We start from the raw sequence: 17852 nt of genomic DNA on the forward strand, positions 1-17852 counted from the left end.
GGCTCAAGCCGGGCCCACTGGCCATTCGTCAGATCTCCACGTCCCACAAGACGTGATCATGAACGAACAAGATCCACTTTCGCAACAGACCCTAGAAGTGATGGCGGTCCCACATCCCGCTCGGCCACAGCCGACGCGGCAGCCGGTCCCGGTGCTCCGTATGCTGATGGGCCCGCACGATCCTGGAGTCGACGGAGACGCCCCGGTCGCCCTCGCGCGCTGCGAGGAAGAAGCATCGAAGGGCTGCGCGATAGTTCCAGCACGCCGCATCACAGCCCGAACGCCACCGATGCCCGGCATCGCGAACAAGATCGCCTGCTCGCGGCAGAACCGGTGGTACCTCGTCCAGCCGGCCTGTTGGTCAGGGCGACGGTCTTCGCAGGGCTGCTGTCCTGATCAGCTCCGGGACAGGCTGAACGGGGTCGCGTCGGCCTCGGCAGGAGCCGCAGGTGCGGCGGGTTCGATGGGTGGCCAGCGGCGGTCCGCCGCCTTCTGTACGCGGCGGCCCAGGCGCTGCATCGGCATCTCGACCAGGCGGTACATCAGATGGCTGACGGCCACCACGACACCGAGGAAGATCGCAGTCCAGGCGATCTTGCCGAAGGTCGAGGACGGCTGCGGTGGAACGCCCAGCAGCGGTTCGATGGTGCGCAGCAGCGGGATGTGCAGCAGGTACACGGAGAAACTGATCGCACCGAGCCAGGTCAGCACCTTCGGGAAGCGGCGGGCCCGCAGGAGGAAGCCGACACCGAAGAGCGCCCAAGCCGTGAGGTAGGCGACCGACCAGGCCTTCCAACCGGAGGACCAGGTCAGGTCGAGGACCCTGCCGTGGTTGTAGAGCCGGCCGACCAGGACGCCCGCGACGACGACGAACCCGCAGGCGAGCAGGGCCGGTACCCGGGCGAGCTGTCCGTGCTGCGCCCGGTAGACGACCGTACCGGCGAACATCGTGGCGAAGATCATCCAGGTCTCGAAGGCGGGGGCTCGGCTGTTGAGCGTGACCAGAACCAGTCCGATGCCGCCGAGTAGCAAGGCGCCCACCCCGCTCAGCCGGCGGTTTCCGCTGAGTACACCGGCAAGGCCTAGGAGCACGATGGGCGTCACGATCAGCAGGAGCTTGCGGGTCGAGCCGAGTTCCGTGTTCAGGAGCTGGGTGCCGACGGCCGTACCTGCCAGCAGCGCCACGCCGGCCAGGCCCACGGCGATCGGCCCGCTGTGCCGGTGCAGACCACGGGTGAACAGGGCGGTGACGAGGAAGTAGAAGACCATCTCGTAACAGAGCGTCCAGGTGACGTTCATGCCATTGATCACGCCGAGCAGGTCCTGGAGCATCAGGCCGTTCGCCACCAGCGAGGCCAGGTCGTCTCCCGTGCGCAGCAGCGCGACCGACCCGTCCCCGTCCGGCAGCATCATCATCGACAGGACGAACGCGGCGATCAGCGCCGGGTAGATGCGGAAAATCCGGCCGATCCAGAAGGCCCGGACGTCCCCCCGCCGCTCCAGCGAGGCGGGGATGATGTAGCCGCTGACGATGAAGAAGAGCATGACGCCGAACAGGCCCATGTCGAAGTTCCGCCAGACAGCACCACCGAAGGGCAGCATCCTCAGCACGTCGAAGTGGTGCAGTGCCACGATCAGCGCGGCGATGCCGCGCAATGCGTCCAGCCAGCCGAGCCGGGCACCCGGCGTGGGTGCCCGTGGCGCATCGGACGCGTCTGACATCCGCCGGGTGAGTTTGGGTATGAGCTTCACCGCAGGGACGATATCTGATGCCTCGGCGGGCCACCCGTCGTCCACGAACCGGCCGCGGCCAGCGGCTCGACCCGGGCGTCATGCCGCAGGATGCCTTGGTCGCTGTGCATGCAGTTCGCACAGGCCCCGGGCCGGGCGGGTGACGTCGTGGCCGACATCACCGACGATCACGATGCACGCACATGGCATGCGAAGACCCCCGGCCCGGTGGGTCGAGGGTCTTGGGGTCGGCTCAGGCGTTGGGACGCTTGCCGTGGTTCGCCTTCTTCTTCTTGCGGGCCCGCTTCTTGTTGCCTCGCTTGGCCATGGTGACAGTCTCCCTACTCTCGGTGACGTTCACGACGCCGCCAGTCTAGGCGCCGTCCGGGACGGCCGCATCAGTATCCGCGCGCGCCCTTGGCCGTCGCCGCGGTGCGTGGGATCGTCGGGGGATGGGCGACTGGCTCGCATGGGGTGCGCCGGCCGCGGCAGTGGTCGCGGCCGTGCTGGTAGTGGTGGTCACGGAGCGTTCCCTCGGAGGAGCCTTCGAACGGAAGCGGAACGAGGAGCGGGAGCGGTTGCTCGCGCACCTCGCCGAACCCACCGCCGCCGTACCGGGCCCCCGGAAGTTCGAGGACGTCGGCGGCATTCGGGCCCCGGACCCGCAGGTGCAACTCGGCGACCGGCGGGACGACTTCACCCCGATCCTCGTGGAGTACTACGCCTACGGGCTCACTCAGGCGCGCAGCAGCTTCGGGACGAGCCAGCGGTTCGCCGGCGCGGGGGCCGCCATCCTGCTCCTCGGTATCGGGCTCGCCGTCCGGAAGGCCGAAGCCGGCGGCGAGCTGTACCTCGGCATCGTCACCAGTGCGACAGGCCTGGTCACGACCCTGATCGGGCAGCTCTTCCACCGGCGGGCCGACATCGCACTGCAACACATGGCCGACCAGACGGTCGCGCTGCGCGACGACCGCCGGGCCGCCGCGACGACCCAGCAGGCCATCGGGCTGCTGGGGACCGTCGACGACCCGGAGCTGAAAGCCCGCCTCCAGGCAGGCCTCATCATGAAGCTTTCCGGGGCCGAACTGCCCCGGTGAGCGGGATAGTGGAAACATGTGCCGATCGATCAAGACCCTGCGTCCGCCCGCCATCCCCGAGAAGGCGACCGAGGAGGAGATCCGGGCCGCCGCCCTGCAGTACGTACGGAAGGTGTCCGGGTTCCGGGTGCCCGCCGCGCACAACCGCGAGGTCTTCGACGCGGCGGTGGACGCCGTCGCCGAAGCCACCGCGGCCCTGCTCGACGGGGTGCACGTACGGGGGCAGACCGCACCCGGGTGATCCCGGTCCGGGTGTGTGTCCTACGAGGCCGCGCGGCGGCGCAGTACCCACACACCGCCGATCAGGGCGCCGGTGGCGAGCGTGGCGCCGACGGCGACCTGGGCCGTGCTCATCGAGCCGACGCTGCCGCCCGTTCCGCCGCGCGCGGCACCCGGGGTGACCTGGAGGGAGACGGTGACGCTCTGGCCGCCCGGGCCGCCGCACTCGAACCGGACCGGGTGGGCGCCGGGGTTGGCGTTGGAGAACACCGTGGCGCTGCCGAAGAGGTTGCTGGCCTCGAGGTTGCCGGGAGTCAGCCGCACCTCGCTGAACGCGGTCGACGTGACCCTGGCGACCTTGGTCCCGCACCCGGCGATGTTCAGGGCGACCCGGCCGCCCGGGGCGACCGTGGTGGGGGAGACGCTGGCGGAGGGAGCGGCGTGCGCGAGCGTGACAGGGGTGGCGGCGGCGATGAGGACGGCGGCGGCCGCGGCGGTGATCAGACGGCGCGGAGCGGCGGACCGTGAACGGTGGGCGATGGCCGGCGACTGGGCGAGCGGCATGGCGGGCATGGAGACAACTCCTCGGCTCCTCGAAACGGCGCGGCCAGGCCACGGATGTGACGCGGATTCGGTCCGCACCGTTCTCCGGACGCTAGGAGCCAGCCCCGCGGGCGGCGATCGGGGCCGGGTGAACGGGTGAGCCACTGCTCCGCCCGGGGGAGCCCGCCGCCCGAGACCGGTGCCCGGGACCGGTGCCCGCCCTACGCCGCGGGGGTCGCGCCCGGAGCCGAGGGCGGGCGGCGTACCAGGAACGCCGCGAGGGCGCCCGCGGCGAACAGCGCCACGATCGACACAGCGGTGCCGAGCCACTGGGTGCCCAGCCACTGGGTACCGAAATAGCCGAGGGCCACGCTGTAGCCGGCCCATGCCATGCCCGCCAGGACCGACCAGGGCAGGAACTCCGCGACCCTGCGCTGGGTCTTGCCCGCGCCGAGCGACACCACCGAACGCCCCGCGGGGGCGAAACGGGCGATCACCACGAGGGCGCCGCCACCGCGGGTGAGTGCCGCGCCCAGGCGCTCCTGGGCGCGCGTCAGACGGCGCGAGCGGGCGATGGCCCGGTCCAGCCGGGGCCCGCCGCGCCGGCCCAAACGGTAGGCGGCCATGTCACCCAGCACCGATGCTGTTGTCGCGATCACGAGCAGCAACAGGATGTCCGGCACCTGCTCGGGCCCCGGGACCTGCACCGGCCCGGCCGCCCCGGCGGCAGCCGCTGCCGCCGCGGCGGTGATCACCAGGACCCCGCTCGGCAGCACCGGAAGGAAGACGTCGAGCAGGATGGACAGCGCCACCAGGGCGTAGATCCATGGGCTCGTGGTCAGCGACCCCAGAGTCTCAAACACAGCGGGACTCCCCAGTCCGGTTGACGTGCTGCGGCATGAAGCGCCGCGACGTCGCGGGGGAGCGGCAGGGGCGGCTGACAGCCATACAGCGTACGCCCGGCATTCCCGCCCCGGCGGCCGGCCCGGGGCGGATCCCCCACCACGGCCGCGTCGACCCCGTCGACCCCTGCCCCTCCGGCCCGCCGACGTTGTGCCCGCCCGGACCGCCTACTCGACCGCCGTAAGCTCCCGGTCCAGCACCGTCACCAAGTGGGCCCCCGCACGCTTCTTGCGCGCCTGGTCCAGCCGTAGCCGCGCCGTCCGCCCAGACAGTGCCAGCGTCATCAGCTGGTTCCCGAACCAGGGACCCCCCGTACGCCGCCAGTTCAGCGGCGGCCGTCCCGTGCGCCCGTGCAGGGAGAAACCGCGCCCCAGCCACCGGCCGGTCCGCGACCAGCCCAGCCGGAACCCCCACTTGACCAGGGTGTGGATGGAGTTGTGAACCGGCGAGCACGTCAGCTGGAACACCCGCGCCGTACTGGGTATGTGAGGCTCGGCCACATACGCGTGGTGCACGTCCCCCGACAGCACGCACACCGTCGCCGGCGCCCGGGGCCCCGTCCCCACCTCCTCGATCAGATCGGTCAGTGCCGCGAACGATGCCGGGAAGGCCGCCCAGTGCTCCAGGTCGCTGCGCCGCCGCAGATCCTCGCCGATCCGGGCCCACCGCGGACCGCGCTCCCCGCGGCACAGGGCCGCATTCCACGTCTCCGCGTCATGGACCAGCGGTGGCATCAGCCAGGGCAGTGAGGACCCGATCAGCAGGTGGTCGTAGCCCCCGAGCCCGGCGAGGGCGTTCTCCCGGAGCCACTGCTGCTCCGCCGGATGGAGCATCGCCCGCCCGCCCTCGGCCAACACCCGAGCGGTCCGCGTGTCCACCATCAGCAGCCGGGTCCGCCCGAAGTCTCGCCGGTAGCTCCAGCGCACCGCGGCCGGATCGGCGTCCGCCGCGGACGCGAAGGCCCGCAGCGCGTCCGTGCCGTCGGGGTCCTCGCGGACCGCCTCGTACAGTTCGTCCGCCGCGAGCTCGGCAACCGAGAGATTGCCCAGGTGCTGGTACACCCAGTACGACATCAGGCCGCTCAGCACCCGCTCCCGCCACCACGGGGTCGCCCGCATCTCCGCGAGCCATGCCGCGCTCGTGTTCCAGTCGTCGATGACGTCGTGGTCGTCGAACATGTGCAGGCTCGGCACGGTTGACAGCAGCCAGCGGATCTCCGGGTCGCGCCACGACTCGTAGTAGAGCCGGGTGTACTCCTCGTAGTCCGCGACCTGGGCGCCGGGTGCCTCCCGCAGGTCCCGGCGGGCGGCGAGCCACTTCCGGGTCTCCCGCGACAGGGCATCGGCGTACACCTGGTCGCCCAGCAGGAGCAGGAGGTCCGGGCGCTCCGCGGCCGGGTCGGCGGCCAGCCTCGCTGCGAGGGCGTCCAGGGCGTCCGTGCCGTGTGGACCGCGCCGGCCGGCGGGCGGGGCGGCCTGCCGGCAGGAGCCGAAGGTGACGCGCAGCCCGGGCGCGGGCCTGCCGGGTCCGGGCGCGGCCGGAGTGGTGATCGTGCTCGGCGGGAAGCCGCTGCCGGGCAGCGGCCACACCTGCCGGCCGTCGAGCCGTACCTCGTACGGCGACGTGGAGCCCGGGGTCAGGCCGGTCACCGGCACCAGCGCGTAGTGGTGCCCGGCTATCTGGAAGGTCCGCGTGCTCCCGCCGGCCCCGCCCGCGCAGCGCACTTCGGCCGTGCACGGGCGGTCCGTCTCGACCCATACGGTGGCCGATCCGCCCGTTTCCCAGTCGACGTGGCGCAGCAGCGGCCCCAGACGCAACCCGGCCATGCGACTCCCCCTCCTCCGTAGCCCCTTCGATCACGGTACGACGGGGAAGGGGAGCCACGCCTCCCCCTGACGGGGGAAAGGCGGGGCCGGCGGCCCGGCGGGCACCGCCGGCGGCCGACCGGCGGTCCGACGGTGTTCCAGCCGAGAGGCGAGTGGGCGTGGGTCAGCCGCCGGTCAGCAGCCGTTGAGGACGTTGACCAGGGCCGTCTTCTCGCCCGAGTCCATGCTCAGGCCCCAGTACTGCTTCACGTTGACCCACATCCGCGCGTAGGTGCAGCGGTAGGCCGTCCTGGGTGGCAGCCACTTGCCGGGGTCGAGGTCGCCCTTGGCCTGGTTGACGTTGTCGGTGACCGCGATGAGCTGCGGGCGGGTGAGGTCGTTGGCGAACTGTTGGCGCTTGGACGTCGTCCAGGAGGAGGCGCCGGAGCGCCAGGCCTCGGCCAGCGGGACGACGTGGTCGATGTCGACGTCGGAGGCGGCCGTCCACGTGGCGCCGTCGTACTCCGAGTACCAGCTTCCGCTGACCGCGGCGCAGGAGGAGTTCTGGACGACGTTCACCCCGTCCCGCTTGAGCACGGTCTCGCGGGTGTTGCAGGTGCCGGAGACGGTACTCCAGTGGGGGAAGAGGGAGCGGCTGTACCCGCTGGTGGATCCCTCCGCCCTGGGGGTGACCGTGGCCAGGTAGGCGCGGGCGGCCGACGCGCTCATGGGCGTGGGCGGGGCGGCCTGGGCGGTCGGGGCGTTGAGGAGGGAGGTGAGCGCCGCCAGCGTGGCTGCTGACGCGAGCACGCCAATTCGACGCGCGTAGACGTTGGGCATGAGTGCCATGAGGGGCTCCCAGGGTGCGGGGGGTCAGGCCGATTCGCCCCGGCGGGGCGTGGCCATGCTGGCGCCATCGGGTTGCGAGGGGATGGGCGCCAGGTGACAGCGTGGCGACATGAACACGTCACATCAAGCCATGCAAGGCCCCGGATTTAAATGGCAATTGAGGTTCCGCCGATGTCCGACCGGCCAGGCCGGAGTGCGGCACGGGCAGGGCGGGGCATGGCGGGACGAAAGGCCCATTCCAGCCGGGCGTCGGCATCGCGTACTCTGTCGGGAGCAGAAGGGGAGTAGCTCTTCGCCGGACCGTCGACATACTGCTGGGTCACCCAGCCGGCGCCCGGAGGCAGGTCGCGCACCAGCGGCCGGCCAGCGAGACCTTCGGCCGCAGTGTCCTGTCCCGTCGTGGGCGCGTTTCGCATGCGCACGCACACACCAGGGCGCCGCCGAGCCGAAGCGACCCCTGACACACCCCAGGTCTCTCGGTACCGATGGCGTCCTGCCCGACCGATTGAGGTTCCGCCTCCGTGTTCAGCTTCACCGTCACGGCGATCGCCTTCGGCGTCGTCTTCCTCGCCGAACTCCCCGACAAGACGGCCCTGGCAGGGCTGATGCTCGGCACGCGCTACCGCGCCTCCTACGTCTTCGCGGGTGTCGCCGCCGCCTTCGCCGTACACGTCGCCCTCGCCATCGCCGCGGGCAGCGTGCTCACCCTGCTTCCGCACCGACTCGTCCAAGCCGTCGTCGGCATCCTCTTCCTCCTCGGCGCGGCCATGCTGCTCCTGAAGAAGGACGACGGGGACGAGGAGATCAAGCAGCCCGCCGACCAGTCCTTCTGGAAGGTCTCCGGGGCCGGCTTCATGCTCATCCTGGTGGCGGAGTTCGGCGATCTGACCCAGATCATGACCGCCAACCTGGCAGCGCGCTACGACGACCCCGTCTCCGTCGGCATCGGCGCCGTGCTGGCGCTGTGGGCGGTTGCGGGCATCGGCATCCTCGGCGGCCGCACCCTCATGAAATACGTTCCGCTGCGGCTCATCACCAAGATCGCCGCTGCCGTGATGGCGGCGCTCGCCGTGTTCTCGCTGTACGAGGCGATCGCGGGCTGAACGGACCGGGAGGGGCGGGGGAGGGGGTCACGGGGCGGTGCGGGCGCCCGCGGTGGAAACTCCGTTGCGGACGGTGCGTGCGGGCGGCACGCTCTGCGCGTGATCGACTCGACCTCCTCCACCGGCCCCGGCTCTTCCACCTGCCCCGGCCCCTCCGCCGACACCGGCCCCGACGCTGACACCGGCCGTGGCCCCGTGCCCGCCCCGCACCGCCGCTTCGGCTGGTCCAACATGTTCGTCGACCCGGACGCGGACCCGCGCGCCGACGGCGGCTTCCGGGGCGAGCGGGACGTGCTCATCGGCTACCTCACCGACCAGCGGCTGACGCTGGAGCTCAAGTGTGCGGGGCTCGATGCCGAGGCCCTCGCGCGGCGCTCCGTGGAGCCCTCCGACCTCTCCTTGCTGGGCCTCGTACGCCATCTCGCGGGCGTCGAGCAGTACTGGTTCCGGCAGGTCATGGCGGGGCAGGACGTACGCCGGCACTACCGCTCGGAGGAGGAGCCCGCCGGGGAGTTCACGGGCGCGGTGGCCGACCCGGAGGTGGTCGCCGACGCATGGGCGACGTGGCGGGCCGAAGTCGCCTTCGCCGAAGGGTTCGTCGCGCAGGCACCCGGCCTGGCCGTCACGGGCGACTGCGGCGGTGAGCCGATGGAACTCCGTGAGGTGCTGGTCCACATGATCGAGGAGTACGCCCGCCACAACGGCCACGCGGACTTCCTGCGAGAGCGCATCGACGGGCGCGTGGGCCAGTAGGTCGCCGGGGCCGGGGCCCGGACCCGGATCAGGGCCCGGGCAGCCCGGGCCGGAGCCGTGCGGGTGTCGCGCCGCTACCGTGCGGGCGTGTCCTGGTGCTCGGGCCGCAGCGTGACGCGGACGGAGCCGTCGGGGTCGGCACTGACGGTGAGGGACGTCAGGTCCGGGACGTGCACGGTCGGGCCGTGTGCGGCGGCGCGGGGACCCACGCCGATCACCCGCATGCCCGCCGCCCGGCCCGCGGCGATGCCCGCGGCCGAGTCCTCGAAGACGATGCACTCCGCCGGGTCCACTCCCAGCGCGGCGGCGCCCTTGAGGAAGCCTTCGGGGTCCGGCTTGCTGGCTCCGACGGACTCGGCCGTGACCCGTACCTCGGGCATCGGGAGCGCGGCGGCCGTCATCCGGGCGGTGGCGAGTGCGGCGTCGGCGGACGTGACCAGGGCGTGCGGCAGGCCGGCGAGCGAGGCCATGAAGGCCGGCGCGCCCGGGACCGGGACCACGCCGTCGGTGTCGGCCGTCTCGCGCGCCAGCATCTCCGCGTTCTCGGCGAGGTTGATCTCCATGGGGCGGTCCGGCAGGAGCACGGCCATGGTGGCGTAGCCCTGGCGGCCGTGGACCACCTTGAGGGCTTCCTGCGGGTCCAGCCCGTGGGAGAGGGCCCAATCGCGCCAGCAGCGTTCGACCACCGCGTCGGAGTTGACGATCGTGCCGTCCATGTCGAGGAGCAGGGCCCTGGCGGTGAGGGTTACGGGTGCGGTGGTGGTGGTGCTGGCCGGCATCGACGGGGCTCCAGACGGGCGGGAAAAGAGAACAAGTGGTTCCGTCCACCGGTCAGGGAGTGAGGACGGAACCACTTTGTTCCATCACGATACAAAACGCGGGGCGGTCTGCGCCACTCGCGGGCGTGTGACCCCTGTCGCCCGACCCGACCCGACCCGACCCGACCCGACCCGGCCCCGACCCGCTCGCTCTGCCGTACTTCCCGCCTATCCCTCCAGCGCCTTGCGGGTGAGGGGCCCGTAGACGCCCCACTCCTGGTGGTCGATCCCGTTGTAGTACTGGAACATCGACAGCGCGTCCTCGACCTTCGAGTCGAACCTTCCGTGGAACCTGCCCCGGTAGAGGCCTTCCGCCGCCAGCAGCCGCTGGAGCTTCTCCACCTCCGGCCCCGAATCCCCGTAGCGCAGGATCGGCGCCTGGGTGGGCGGGGGCGTGCTGGCGGAACGGCTCGTGCGGGGCGATGCGCTCGGCGACGGGGGCGCTGAGGAGGCGGAACGGGACGCGGACGGCGACGGGGACGCGGACGGGGACGCCGACTTCGAGGCACTCGGCGACGCGGACACCGACGGGGACGCACTGTCGAGGCTCGGGCTGCCGGTCGGTGCGACCGAAGGCGCGCTCACCGCAGGCGCCGCGGCTTTCGCGTCCAGCAGGGTCGTCTCGCTGTCCGGGGAAGCGGGCAGCACCAACACCGCCACGGCCGTGCCACCGAGGGCCACCGTCGCCGCGGCTGCGACCAGCAGTGCCAGCGGTCGACGGCGGGAACCGGAGCCGGAACGATCCTCCGGGCCCCCGCCCCCTCCTCCGCCGGTTGCGGGAGAGGGCGCCTTGATCGCGCGGAGCCTGACCGTCTCCGCCGGATGCGGTGCGGCCTCCTGTCCGGCCTGCCAGGGGCCCTCCTGCCATGGCCCGCCCCCCGGCGCCACGGGTATGCCGTACGCCGGGGTGTCGTCCTCCGAGCGCGTCGGCGGCGCGGGCGCGGACGACTGCGGCGGAGGAGCCGCCGAGGGGCCCACCACGCCGGACACGCGCTGCGGGGACGGCGGCGCAGCCTCGGCGGGAAGCTCGCCCGGATCGGACAGCGTCACGTACGGACGGATGCGCAGAGGGTTGAAACCCCCACCCGGTGCACACCCGCAGGCGGCGCCAGCAGCGTCGCAATTCGGACAGTGCTCACCGTTCACTGGGGACTCCCTCCCTGGCCATTGCCTGCGATTATGCAGACCCGCCGCGACCCTCCCAACCGCCCGAGAGGCCATAACCGGACACACCGCTCAGGATGGAAATGTTGATCCGGCCGGAGGAGGAATCGATGGCTCAGGATGCGACCAAAGGCGCCGCGGACCCCGTTCCCGGCCCGCACCAGGCCGCCCCCGCCGGCGAGCACAGCGCCCGGGAGGTCCTCGTACCCATCGGCGCCCTGCTCCTGGGTCTTCTGATCGCGGCGCTCGACCAGACCATCGTCTCCACAGCCCTGCCGACCATCGTCAGCGACCTCGGTGGCATGGCCCACCTGTCCTGGGTCGTCACCGCCTACATGCTCGCCGCCACCGCCGCCACACCCCTGTGGGGCAAGCTCGGCGACCAGTACGGGCGCAAGAAGCTCTTCCAGTACGCCATCGTCCTCTTCCTGATCGGGTCGGCCCTGTGCGGCCTGGCCCAGGACATGCCCCAGCTCATCGGTTTCCGTGCCCTCCAGGGCCTGGGCGGCGGCGGACTGATCGTGCTGTCGATGGCCATCGTGGGCGACATCGTCCCGCCCCGCGAACGAGGCCGGTACCAGGGCCTCTTCGGCGGCGTCTTCGGCGCGACCAGCGTGCTGGGCCCCCTGCTGGGAGGCCTGTTCGTCGACAACCTCTCCTGGCGCTGGGTCTTCTACATCAACCTCCCCATCGGTCTCGTCGCCCTCGTCGTCATCGCCGCCGCCCTGCACATCCCGGCGAGCAGGGCCAAGCACACCATCGACTACCTCGGCACCTTCCTCATCGCGTGTGTCGCCACCTGCCTCGTCCTCGTCGCCTCGCTCGGCGCCACCTGGGGCTGGGGCTCGGCCCGCATCATCGGTGTCGCCGTCCTGGGCACCCTGCTGCTCGTCGCCTTCCTCCTCGTCGAGCGCAAGGCCGCCGAACCCGTCCTGCCGCTGAAGCTCTTCCGCATCCGCACCTTCGCCCTCTGCTCGGCGATCAGCTTCGTCGTCGGCTTCGCGATGTTCGGCGCGATGGTTTACCTGCCGACCTTTCTGCAGATCGTCCAGGGCGTCTCACCGACCATGTCCGGCGTCCACATGCTGCCGATGGTCATCGGCATGCTGATCTCCTCGACCGCCTCCGGCCAGATCGTCAGCCGGACCGGCCGCTGGAAGGTCTTCCCGATCGCCGGCACCGCCGTCACCGCCCTCGGACTGCTCCTCCTCCACCAGCTCCAGCGCACCAGCTCCACCTGGGAGATGAGCGTCTACTTCTTCGTCTTCGGCGCCGGACTCGGCCTGGTCATGCAGGTCCTCGTCCTCGTGGTGCAGAACGCCGTCAGCTACGCCGACCTGGGCGTCGCCACCTCGGGTGCCACCTTCTTCCGCTCCATCGGGGCCTCCTTCGGCGTCGCGATCTTCGGCACGGTCTTCACCAATCAGCTGGACGACAAACTGGCCGCCTCCCTGGCCGGCGTCACCCTGCCCGCCGACGCCGGCATCCCCCAGCTGGAGGCGGACCCCCGGGCCATCGGCGCACTCCCGGCGAGCCTCCGACCCCGCGTGCTCGACGCCTACGCCACCTCCATCACCGACGTCTTCCTCTACGCCGTCCCTGTCGTCCTGGTCGCCTTCGTCCTCGCCTGCTTCCTGAGAGAGGACAAGCTCCGCGCCTCCGTCACCGCACCCGACGTGACCGAGACCCTGGCCTCCAACCCGGTCCAGCGCTCCTCCCGCGACGAGGTCGCCCGCGCGCTGTCCGTCCTCGGCACCCGAGAGGGCCGGCGCCACGTCTACGAGAAGATCACCGAGAAGGCCGGCTACGACCTGCTGCCCGCCTCCAGCTGGCTGCTGCTGCGCATCAACAAGTACGGCTCGGCGGAACCTGCACTGCTCGCCGAGCGGGTCAACGTGCCGGTGAAGGTGATCACCGATGCTGCCCGCCAGGTCGAGGAGCGCGGGCTCGCCGTCCGCGAAGGGCTGCCGCTGGTGCTGACCGAGCAGGGCAGCGAGGCCGCCGCGAAACTCAGCACGGCACGGCAGGAGTCCCTCGCCGAACTGCTCGGCGACTGGTGGGGCCCCGACCGCCCGACCGACCTGGTCAAGCTGGTTGAGGAGATCAACACGGAGCTGTGCGGATCGGACTCCGAGGAGCCCTACGACGCCGAGCCGCGCCGCGACCACGCCGCGCCCTGAGTCGTCCCGGCCGCGATCAGCCCAGGATTTTTTCGAACCAGTGCTCCGCATACGGGCCGGAGTTGTACGCGGGTATCTCGGTATAGCCATGACGCGCGTACAAGGCGCGTGCCTCCACGAGATCCGACCGGGTGTCCAGCCGGATCCGCTCGGCGCCCAGCGCACGGCTCTGCGCCTCCAGGGCCCGGAGCAGGGCCGCCCCGCCGCCCGTCCCACGGGCGCGCCGGTCGACGTACACCCTGGTGAGCTCGGCGGTCATCGCGTCGAGCATCCGGACGCCGCCGCACGCGAGCGCCTCGCCTCCCAGGCGACCGACGACGAACTGTCCTGTCGGCGGCGCCAGCCCGTCGTCCGGGAAGTCCAGCAGTCCTTGGTCGATCTCCGCCTCGGTGACCCCGCGTTTCCAATACCGGCCGGCTACTTCGGCGTAGTAGGCGCGGCGCAGCCGGGTGGCGTCGACCGTCGTGAACGGTTCGGGGCACACGGTCCACGACGGGGAAGAGGGAGGGCAAGGGGAAGGGGAGGTGGAAGGGGCCGGTGTCGGCGGGCGGGGTTCGCTGTGCGTGGTCATGGCGTCATTGTGGAGTCGGGGTGCGATCTCCCGCGTGGAATATCCACAACGGCAGGCTGATGATAGGAAAAACGACATTCTGCCTCCCTGGAGGGTGTGAACGCCATGGCAGAGCATGCGGACTGTGCCCTGATCCGCCGCGGCTACGAGGCCTTCGGCAAGGGCGACATGGAGGCGTTGGGCGCGCTCATGACCGCCGACGTCATCCACCACGTGCCGGGCAGCAACCCCATGTCCGGACACCACAAGGGCCGGGAACACGTCCTCGACTTCTACCGCCGTCTCGGCGAGGAGACCATGGGCACCTTCCAGGTTCACCTGGAGTCGGTGCTCGCGGACGGGCGCGGACATGTGATGAGCTTCCACACGGCGCGCGGCGACCGCGGTGACCGGGGCATCGAGATCCGCCAAGGCCTCTTCTTCACGATCGTCGGTCACAAGATCACCGACATCGACCAGTGCACCGCGGACATCGACGAGGAGGACACCTTCTGGAGCTGACGCGACTCCGACTCCGACCCCGCTCCCCCGGTCCCGACCCCGCCCCGCCCGACCTGTGCGGCCGTCCCCGATGGCCCGCCCGCCCGGGAAGACGCCCGGTAAGACCGTCGGGGGGACCGCTCGGCAGCATCCGCCCGGGGCGGCGGAGCGTGGGGTACGGGCGCCCGCACGCGCTCCGGGCGCCCGGCCGGTAGGCGTCAGGCCTGCTTCGGCCCCGCCTGCTGCACGACTTCGAACGACCACACCGTCGAAGCCGAAGCCGCCGGTGCCGGACGCTCCGCACCGGCCGGGCCGCCCGCCCCGCCGCCGCCCTGGTGAGCAGCCTTCATCGGCCCCTCCATCCAGGCCTGGAAGTCCTCCTCCGAACGCCACCGCGTGTAGACGAGGTACTGGTCGGTGCCCTCGACGGGGCGCAGCAGCTCGAACCACTCGAACCCGTCCGAACTCTCCACCGCCCCGGCCCGCGACGCGAAGCGCCGCTCCAGGACCTCCCGCTGCTCGGCGGGAACCGTCAGCACGTTGATCTTCACGATGCTGGGCACATGACACCTCTCGGGAAACACAGGCCGGGCACTGCACCCGGCCTTGATCACGTGCGTGCAGTCTCCTACATCCCCCGGTCAAAGCACCGTGAGGACGGTGCGCCGGCCACCCCCGTGGCGCGGCGGGATCGACGCCTGCCGGTCGTCGGTCCGAGAGCGTGGAACGGCCCGAGGGGCGGAACGGCCGCAAGGGGGGTGAGCCCGACCGGTCCGCTGTCGGGGCGCCCCTCGCCGCCGCGCCCCTCGCGGCCGCGCCTCTTGCCGCCGCGCCCCTGCCGGTGCGCGGCTCCCCTCGAATCGTCGATCTCTGACCCCGCTGCTGGCACGGGGCACAACCCCACCGGCTATGCGCCGGGGGCGGTGTAGCGGACTCTGACGTCGAACAGCCCAAGCTCGGGTTCAGCGCCGACGTCACGGAAGAGTCGAGGTGCTGCCGGGCCCTCGGGGGCCGCGCGCATGGCGTCGAGGGCGGCGAGGTCCCGCCACAGCGTCTGGATCCGCCAGCGCCCGTCCGGCCCGCTCAGCAGCTCGGTTCGGATCAGCCCGTCGGGCAGCGGGCGGGCGACGAGCTCACGGTAGGCCGTGACGAGGTCCGCTTCGCGGCCAGCCGGGACGACCGCGCTGACCTCGGTCAGTATCGGTCCGGTCATGACCCTCACCTCCTGTGTTCCCACGCTACGCGGCAGACCCCGGAGTCGACCGCGTCACTGCACGCCGCCAGCCTTCACCGGATCCGCCGCGATCCCCGCCCGCCCGGCCGGCCTCTCGCGCACCACTGGTCTCTGCCGGGCCGGCCGGGACGGGGATCGTGCCAGGTGAGCCCGTACGCGAGGGCCGTGGCGCCGTTCGCGGGCCATCACGATGCCCATCGAGCCGTCCCGGGGATCCCGCGGGGGATATCGTCGTGCGGGTAAGGGAGCGCGGCAGCCAGGCGAAGTCGGGGTTGCGGTCAACAGGGGCGGGAGGCCGGCGGGGCGTGGCGAACGCGGCGGAGCACGGCACAGCTAACGGACATGCCGGGGGCATAGGCGACGGCAGCAGACTCGGCGCGGCGCGGCTCCTGCTGTGGGCGCTGGCCGGCGCCCTCGCCGTCAGACAGGCCGCCGCGGTGCTGCGCGTGCCACCGGCCGAGTGGCTGGGCGGCTTCCACCTCCCCGGCAGCCTTCCGGCCTCCGGCGGCGCGGGCGGCGGCGGAGGCTCGCTCTACGCCTCCGGACAGTTCGCCGGCACTCCCTTCGCCGGGCTGGTCCTCAGGCCGATCGCCGGACTCGCTGCCCCCTCCCTGGAGGTGGCATGGACCTGCGTGACGCTGCTGTGCGTCGCCGCCATCGGCCTCGTCGCCGCCCGCGGCCTGCCCGACCCTGTGCCGCGTCGCACCGCGCTGCTGGCCGCCCCCGTCCTGACGGCCCTGATGATGGTCTCGCTGCCCGTTCGCGAGGCCGCCTCGCCCGGCCGGACCGCCGTCGTCCCCGTCCTGCTGGTGCTACTCGCCGTCTTCCGGGCGCCCGGCGGCCGGCCGGCCGGCCTCCTCGTCGGTGTTGGCGCCGCGGTCCAGCCGGCGCTGCTGCTCTTCGCCCCACTGCTGTGGCTGACCGGACGCCGCCCCGCCGCCCGGACCGCCGCCGCGGCGTTCGGCGCGGCCACCGCCCTGTCGTGGGCGGCCCTGCCGCGCGACTCCTGGACGTACTGGGTGCACCACCTGGGCGGCACCGGGCTCGGCGGCTCGCCCGAAAGCCTCGCCAACCAGTCCGTGCACGGCGCGCTGCTGCGCCTGGGCCTGAGCGGACCGGCAGAGGTCCTGCTCTACGCCGTCCTCGCGGGCGCCATCGTCTGGTTCGGCCTGCGCCGCGCGGTCCGCTATGCCCGCGACGGCCAGCTGCTGCTCGCCGTCGCCGTCACCGGCTGCGCGGCCGTCGCCGTGTCCCCGACCGGCTGGCGCCACCAGCTGCTGTGGGTGCTCCTCGCCGTCGCGGGCAAGGTGGGCAAGCGTGCCGCCGACCGGCGGGTGTGGCCGGTGGCCGTGGTCCTCGCCATGACCCTGCCGAGCGCGGTACTGCTGCCGAACCTGGCCGTGCTGGCGCCCGTACGCGACAACGTGCTGCTGCTCACCGCGGTGGCGGCGGCCTGCGCGGTGCCGTTCCTGCCCCGCTCGTCCCCGTACTGGCGCGACCCCGTGCCGACCGACCACGCCCGGCCGGCGGCGGCCCGCTGGTCGCGCGTGCCGCTGATGCCGTTCTGGCGGCGGGTGCTGTCCCGCCCGAACCTGCTGTTGGAACTCCTGCTGATACGGGTCGGCTACTCGCTCTACTCCCACATCCGGGCGGCCGCGCCCACCAGCCGCTCCCTCGCCGAGGGCAACGGCCGCCAGATCCTCGGGATGGAGAGGGCGCTCGGGCTCGACATCGAGCACGCCGTGAACCAGGCCGTGGTGGCGACGCCCTGGCTGGAGGCCTTCTTCAACTTCTACTACACCTCCTTCCACTTCGTGGTCCCCCTGACGATCCTGGCCGTCCTCTACTGGCGGCGCCCCGGCGACTACCGCTGGGCCCGTGCCTCCCTGGGCCTGGCCACCGTCCTCGCCCTCGCCGGGTTCTGGCTCTACCCGCTCGCCCCGCCGCGCCTGATGCCCGGGCTCGGCTTCGTCGACACCGTGCACGGCCCACAGGACCTCGCCAACCCGTCGTACGGGGCCATGACCGCGATCTCCAACCAGTACGCGGCGATGCCTTCGCTGCACTTCGGCTGGTCCCTGTGGTGCGGGATCGTCATCGTGATGCTGGCCCCGAAGGGCGGGCTGAAGCTGCTGGGGGCACTGCACCCGCTGATCACGGTGTGCGCGATCGTCGCCACCGCCAACCACTGGGTGCTGGACGCGGCCGGCGGAGCGGTCGTCGTGACCGCCGGCTTCGGGCTCGTCCACGTCCTGTCCGGACCTCGCAGCCTGCGCGTGGACCTCCCGGCGCAGCCGAGCGGGGACGGTCCGGAGCGTGCCGCAGCGGTTGCCGTGCCGGCGACGGCGGCCGAGCCCGTCGCAGGCCCGCGCCTCTAGGCGTGCCCCCAGGAGGCGGCCGGG

18 protein-coding genes are annotated in these 17852 nt (G+C 72.1%); 7 read left to right on the forward strand and 11 right to left on the reverse strand.

Features of this window, described 5'->3' with window-relative positions:
- Positions 1 to 396: 396 nt before the first annotated feature.
- Positions 397 to 1752 carry an acyltransferase family protein gene (locus tag ACFW2G_RS13890; protein ID WP_384455734.1) on the reverse strand — a complete coding sequence of 452 codons (1356 nt, stop codon included), beginning with the start codon at positions 1750 to 1752 and terminating at the stop codon, positions 397 to 399.
- A 232-nt stretch (positions 1753 to 1984) separates the two neighbouring features.
- Positions 1985 to 2059, reverse strand: a complete 75-nt coding sequence (locus ACFW2G_RS13895) for a 50S ribosomal protein bL37 (RefSeq protein ID WP_099895366.1) — start codon at positions 2057 to 2059, stop codon at positions 1985 to 1987.
- 124 nt (positions 2060 to 2183) lie between these two features.
- On the opposite strand from ACFW2G_RS13895, the gene ACFW2G_RS13900 reads away from it, so the two are divergent.
- Both ACFW2G_RS13900 and ACFW2G_RS13905 read left to right on the forward strand, forming a co-directional pair.
- Positions 2184 to 2828, forward strand: a complete 645-nt coding sequence (locus tag ACFW2G_RS13900) for a hypothetical protein (protein ID WP_384455731.1) — start codon at positions 2184 to 2186, stop codon at positions 2826 to 2828.
- Positions 2829 to 2844: 16 nt separating this feature from the next.
- Positions 2845 to 3069 carry a DUF2277 domain-containing protein gene (locus ACFW2G_RS13905; protein ID WP_037927469.1) on the forward strand — a complete coding sequence of 75 codons (225 nt, stop codon included), beginning with the start codon at positions 2845 to 2847 and terminating at the stop codon, positions 3067 to 3069.
- Positions 3070 to 3089: 20 nt separating this feature from the next.
- Here ACFW2G_RS13905 and ACFW2G_RS13910 read toward each other — a convergent pair whose 3' ends face one another.
- The 4 genes from ACFW2G_RS13910 to ACFW2G_RS13925 form a co-directional block, all read right to left on the reverse strand.
- On the reverse strand, positions 3090 to 3620 hold the full coding sequence (locus tag ACFW2G_RS13910; RefSeq protein ID WP_384455728.1) for a hypothetical protein: 531 nt from the start codon (positions 3618 to 3620) through the stop codon (positions 3090 to 3092).
- Positions 3621 to 3811: 191 nt separating this feature from the next.
- Positions 3812 to 4453, reverse strand: coding sequence for a DedA family protein (locus tag ACFW2G_RS13915; protein WP_384455725.1), 642 nt, complete (start codon positions 4451 to 4453; stop codon positions 3812 to 3814).
- A gap of 207 nt (positions 4454 to 4660) precedes the next feature.
- On the reverse strand, positions 4661 to 6319 hold the full coding sequence (locus ACFW2G_RS13920; RefSeq protein ID WP_384455722.1) for an alkaline phosphatase D family protein: 1659 nt from the start codon (positions 6317 to 6319) through the stop codon (positions 4661 to 4663).
- A gap of 174 nt (positions 6320 to 6493) precedes the next feature.
- A complete protein-coding gene (locus tag ACFW2G_RS13925) occupies positions 6494 to 7138 on the reverse strand; it encodes a DUF1524 domain-containing protein (RefSeq protein WP_384583674.1) in 645 nt (214 codons plus the stop codon).
- Positions 7139 to 7668: 530 nt separating this feature from the next.
- On the opposite strand from ACFW2G_RS13925, the gene ACFW2G_RS13930 reads away from it, so the two are divergent.
- Positions 7669 to 8250, forward strand: coding sequence for a TMEM165/GDT1 family protein (locus ACFW2G_RS13930; RefSeq protein WP_384583668.1), 582 nt, complete (start codon positions 7669 to 7671; stop codon positions 8248 to 8250).
- A 231-nt stretch (positions 8251 to 8481) separates the two neighbouring features.
- Positions 8482 to 9003, forward strand: coding sequence for a DinB family protein (locus ACFW2G_RS13935; protein ID WP_384455737.1), 522 nt, complete (start codon positions 8482 to 8484; stop codon positions 9001 to 9003).
- Positions 9004 to 9077: 74 nt separating this feature from the next.
- On the opposite strand, the gene ACFW2G_RS13940 is transcribed toward ACFW2G_RS13935, so the two are convergent.
- Together ACFW2G_RS13940 and ACFW2G_RS13945 are read right to left on the reverse strand one after the other, a co-directional pair.
- A complete protein-coding gene (locus ACFW2G_RS13940; RefSeq protein WP_384583664.1) occupies positions 9078 to 9782 on the reverse strand; it encodes an HAD-IA family hydrolase in 705 nt (234 codons plus the stop codon).
- A 207-nt stretch (positions 9783 to 9989) separates the two neighbouring features.
- Complete coding sequence (locus ACFW2G_RS13945; protein WP_052031222.1) at positions 9990 to 10871, reverse strand: peptidoglycan-binding protein; 882 nt, start codon at positions 10869 to 10871, stop codon at positions 9990 to 9992.
- A 224-nt stretch (positions 10872 to 11095) separates the two neighbouring features.
- Between ACFW2G_RS13945 and ACFW2G_RS13950 the strand changes: the two genes are divergently transcribed.
- Complete coding sequence (locus ACFW2G_RS13950; protein ID WP_384583661.1) at positions 11096 to 13165, forward strand: DHA2 family efflux MFS transporter permease subunit; 2070 nt, start codon at positions 11096 to 11098, stop codon at positions 13163 to 13165.
- Between the two features lie 16 nt (positions 13166 to 13181).
- On the opposite strand, the gene ACFW2G_RS13955 is transcribed toward ACFW2G_RS13950, so the two are convergent.
- The gene (locus tag ACFW2G_RS13955; protein WP_384455708.1) at positions 13182 to 13649 is read right to left on the reverse strand and encodes a GNAT family N-acetyltransferase; all 468 of its coding nucleotides are present in this window, start codon (positions 13647 to 13649) and stop codon (positions 13182 to 13184) included.
- A gap of 192 nt (positions 13650 to 13841) precedes the next feature.
- Here ACFW2G_RS13955 and ACFW2G_RS13960 point away from each other — a divergent pair, with 192 nt between their 5' ends.
- On the forward strand, positions 13842 to 14237 hold the full coding sequence (locus ACFW2G_RS13960) for a nuclear transport factor 2 family protein (RefSeq protein ID WP_037927737.1): 396 nt from the start codon (positions 13842 to 13844) through the stop codon (positions 14235 to 14237).
- Between the two features lie 197 nt (positions 14238 to 14434).
- Here the strand turns inward: ACFW2G_RS13960 and ACFW2G_RS13965 are convergent, their stop codons facing one another.
- Positions 14435 to 14779 carry an antibiotic biosynthesis monooxygenase family protein gene (locus ACFW2G_RS13965; protein WP_384583658.1) on the reverse strand — a complete coding sequence of 115 codons (345 nt, stop codon included), beginning with the start codon at positions 14777 to 14779 and terminating at the stop codon, positions 14435 to 14437.
- Between the two features lie 344 nt (positions 14780 to 15123).
- Entirely contained in the window at positions 15124 to 15429 is a 306-nt protein-coding gene (locus ACFW2G_RS13970) for a hypothetical protein (RefSeq protein WP_037927455.1), read from the reverse strand.
- A gap of 326 nt (positions 15430 to 15755) precedes the next feature.
- On the opposite strand from ACFW2G_RS13970, the gene ACFW2G_RS13975 reads away from it, so the two are divergent.
- Complete coding sequence (locus tag ACFW2G_RS13975) at positions 15756 to 17828, forward strand: bifunctional glycosyltransferase 87/phosphatase PAP2 family protein (protein WP_384583655.1); 2073 nt, start codon at positions 15756 to 15758, stop codon at positions 17826 to 17828.
- Positions 17829 to 17852: the final 24 nt, after the last annotated feature.

It is taken from the genome of Streptomyces sp. NPDC058880 (genome assembly GCF_042742535.1).
Classification (GTDB): domain Bacteria; phylum Actinomycetota; class Actinomycetes; order Streptomycetales; family Streptomycetaceae; genus Streptomyces.

Excerpts from the sequence above, each read along its gene's own strand:
- ACFW2G_RS13900 (WP_384455731.1), top strand. The coding sequence starts at position 2,184 with ATGGGCGACTGGCTCGCATGGGGTGCGCCGGCCGCGGCAGTGGTCGCG.
- ACFW2G_RS13920 (WP_384455722.1), bottom strand. The coding sequence starts at position 6,319 with ATGGCCGGGTTGCGTCTGGGGCCGCTGCTGCGCCACGTCGACTGGGAA.
- ACFW2G_RS13960 (WP_037927737.1), top strand. The coding sequence starts at position 13,842 with ATGGCAGAGCATGCGGACTGTGCCCTGATCCGCCGCGGCTACGAGGCC.
- ACFW2G_RS13925 (WP_384583674.1), bottom strand. The coding sequence starts at position 7,138 with ATGCCCAACGTCTACGCGCGTCGAATTGGCGTGCTCGCGTCAGCAGCC.
- ACFW2G_RS13935 (WP_384455737.1), top strand. The coding sequence starts at position 8,482 with ATGTTCGTCGACCCGGACGCGGACCCGCGCGCCGACGGCGGCTTCCGG.
- ACFW2G_RS13970 (WP_037927455.1), bottom strand. The coding sequence starts at position 15,429 with ATGACCGGACCGATACTGACCGAGGTCAGCGCGGTCGTCCCGGCTGGC.
- ACFW2G_RS13905 (WP_037927469.1), top strand. The coding sequence starts at position 2,845 with ATGTGCCGATCGATCAAGACCCTGCGTCCGCCCGCCATCCCCGAGAAG.
- ACFW2G_RS13950 (WP_384583661.1), top strand. The coding sequence starts at position 11,096 with ATGGCTCAGGATGCGACCAAAGGCGCCGCGGACCCCGTTCCCGGCCCG.
- ACFW2G_RS13940 (WP_384583664.1), bottom strand. The coding sequence starts at position 9,782 with ATGCCGGCCAGCACCACCACCACCGCACCCGTAACCCTCACCGCCAGG.
- ACFW2G_RS13910 (WP_384455728.1), bottom strand. The coding sequence starts at position 3,620 with ATGCCCGCCATGCCGCTCGCCCAGTCGCCGGCCATCGCCCACCGTTCA.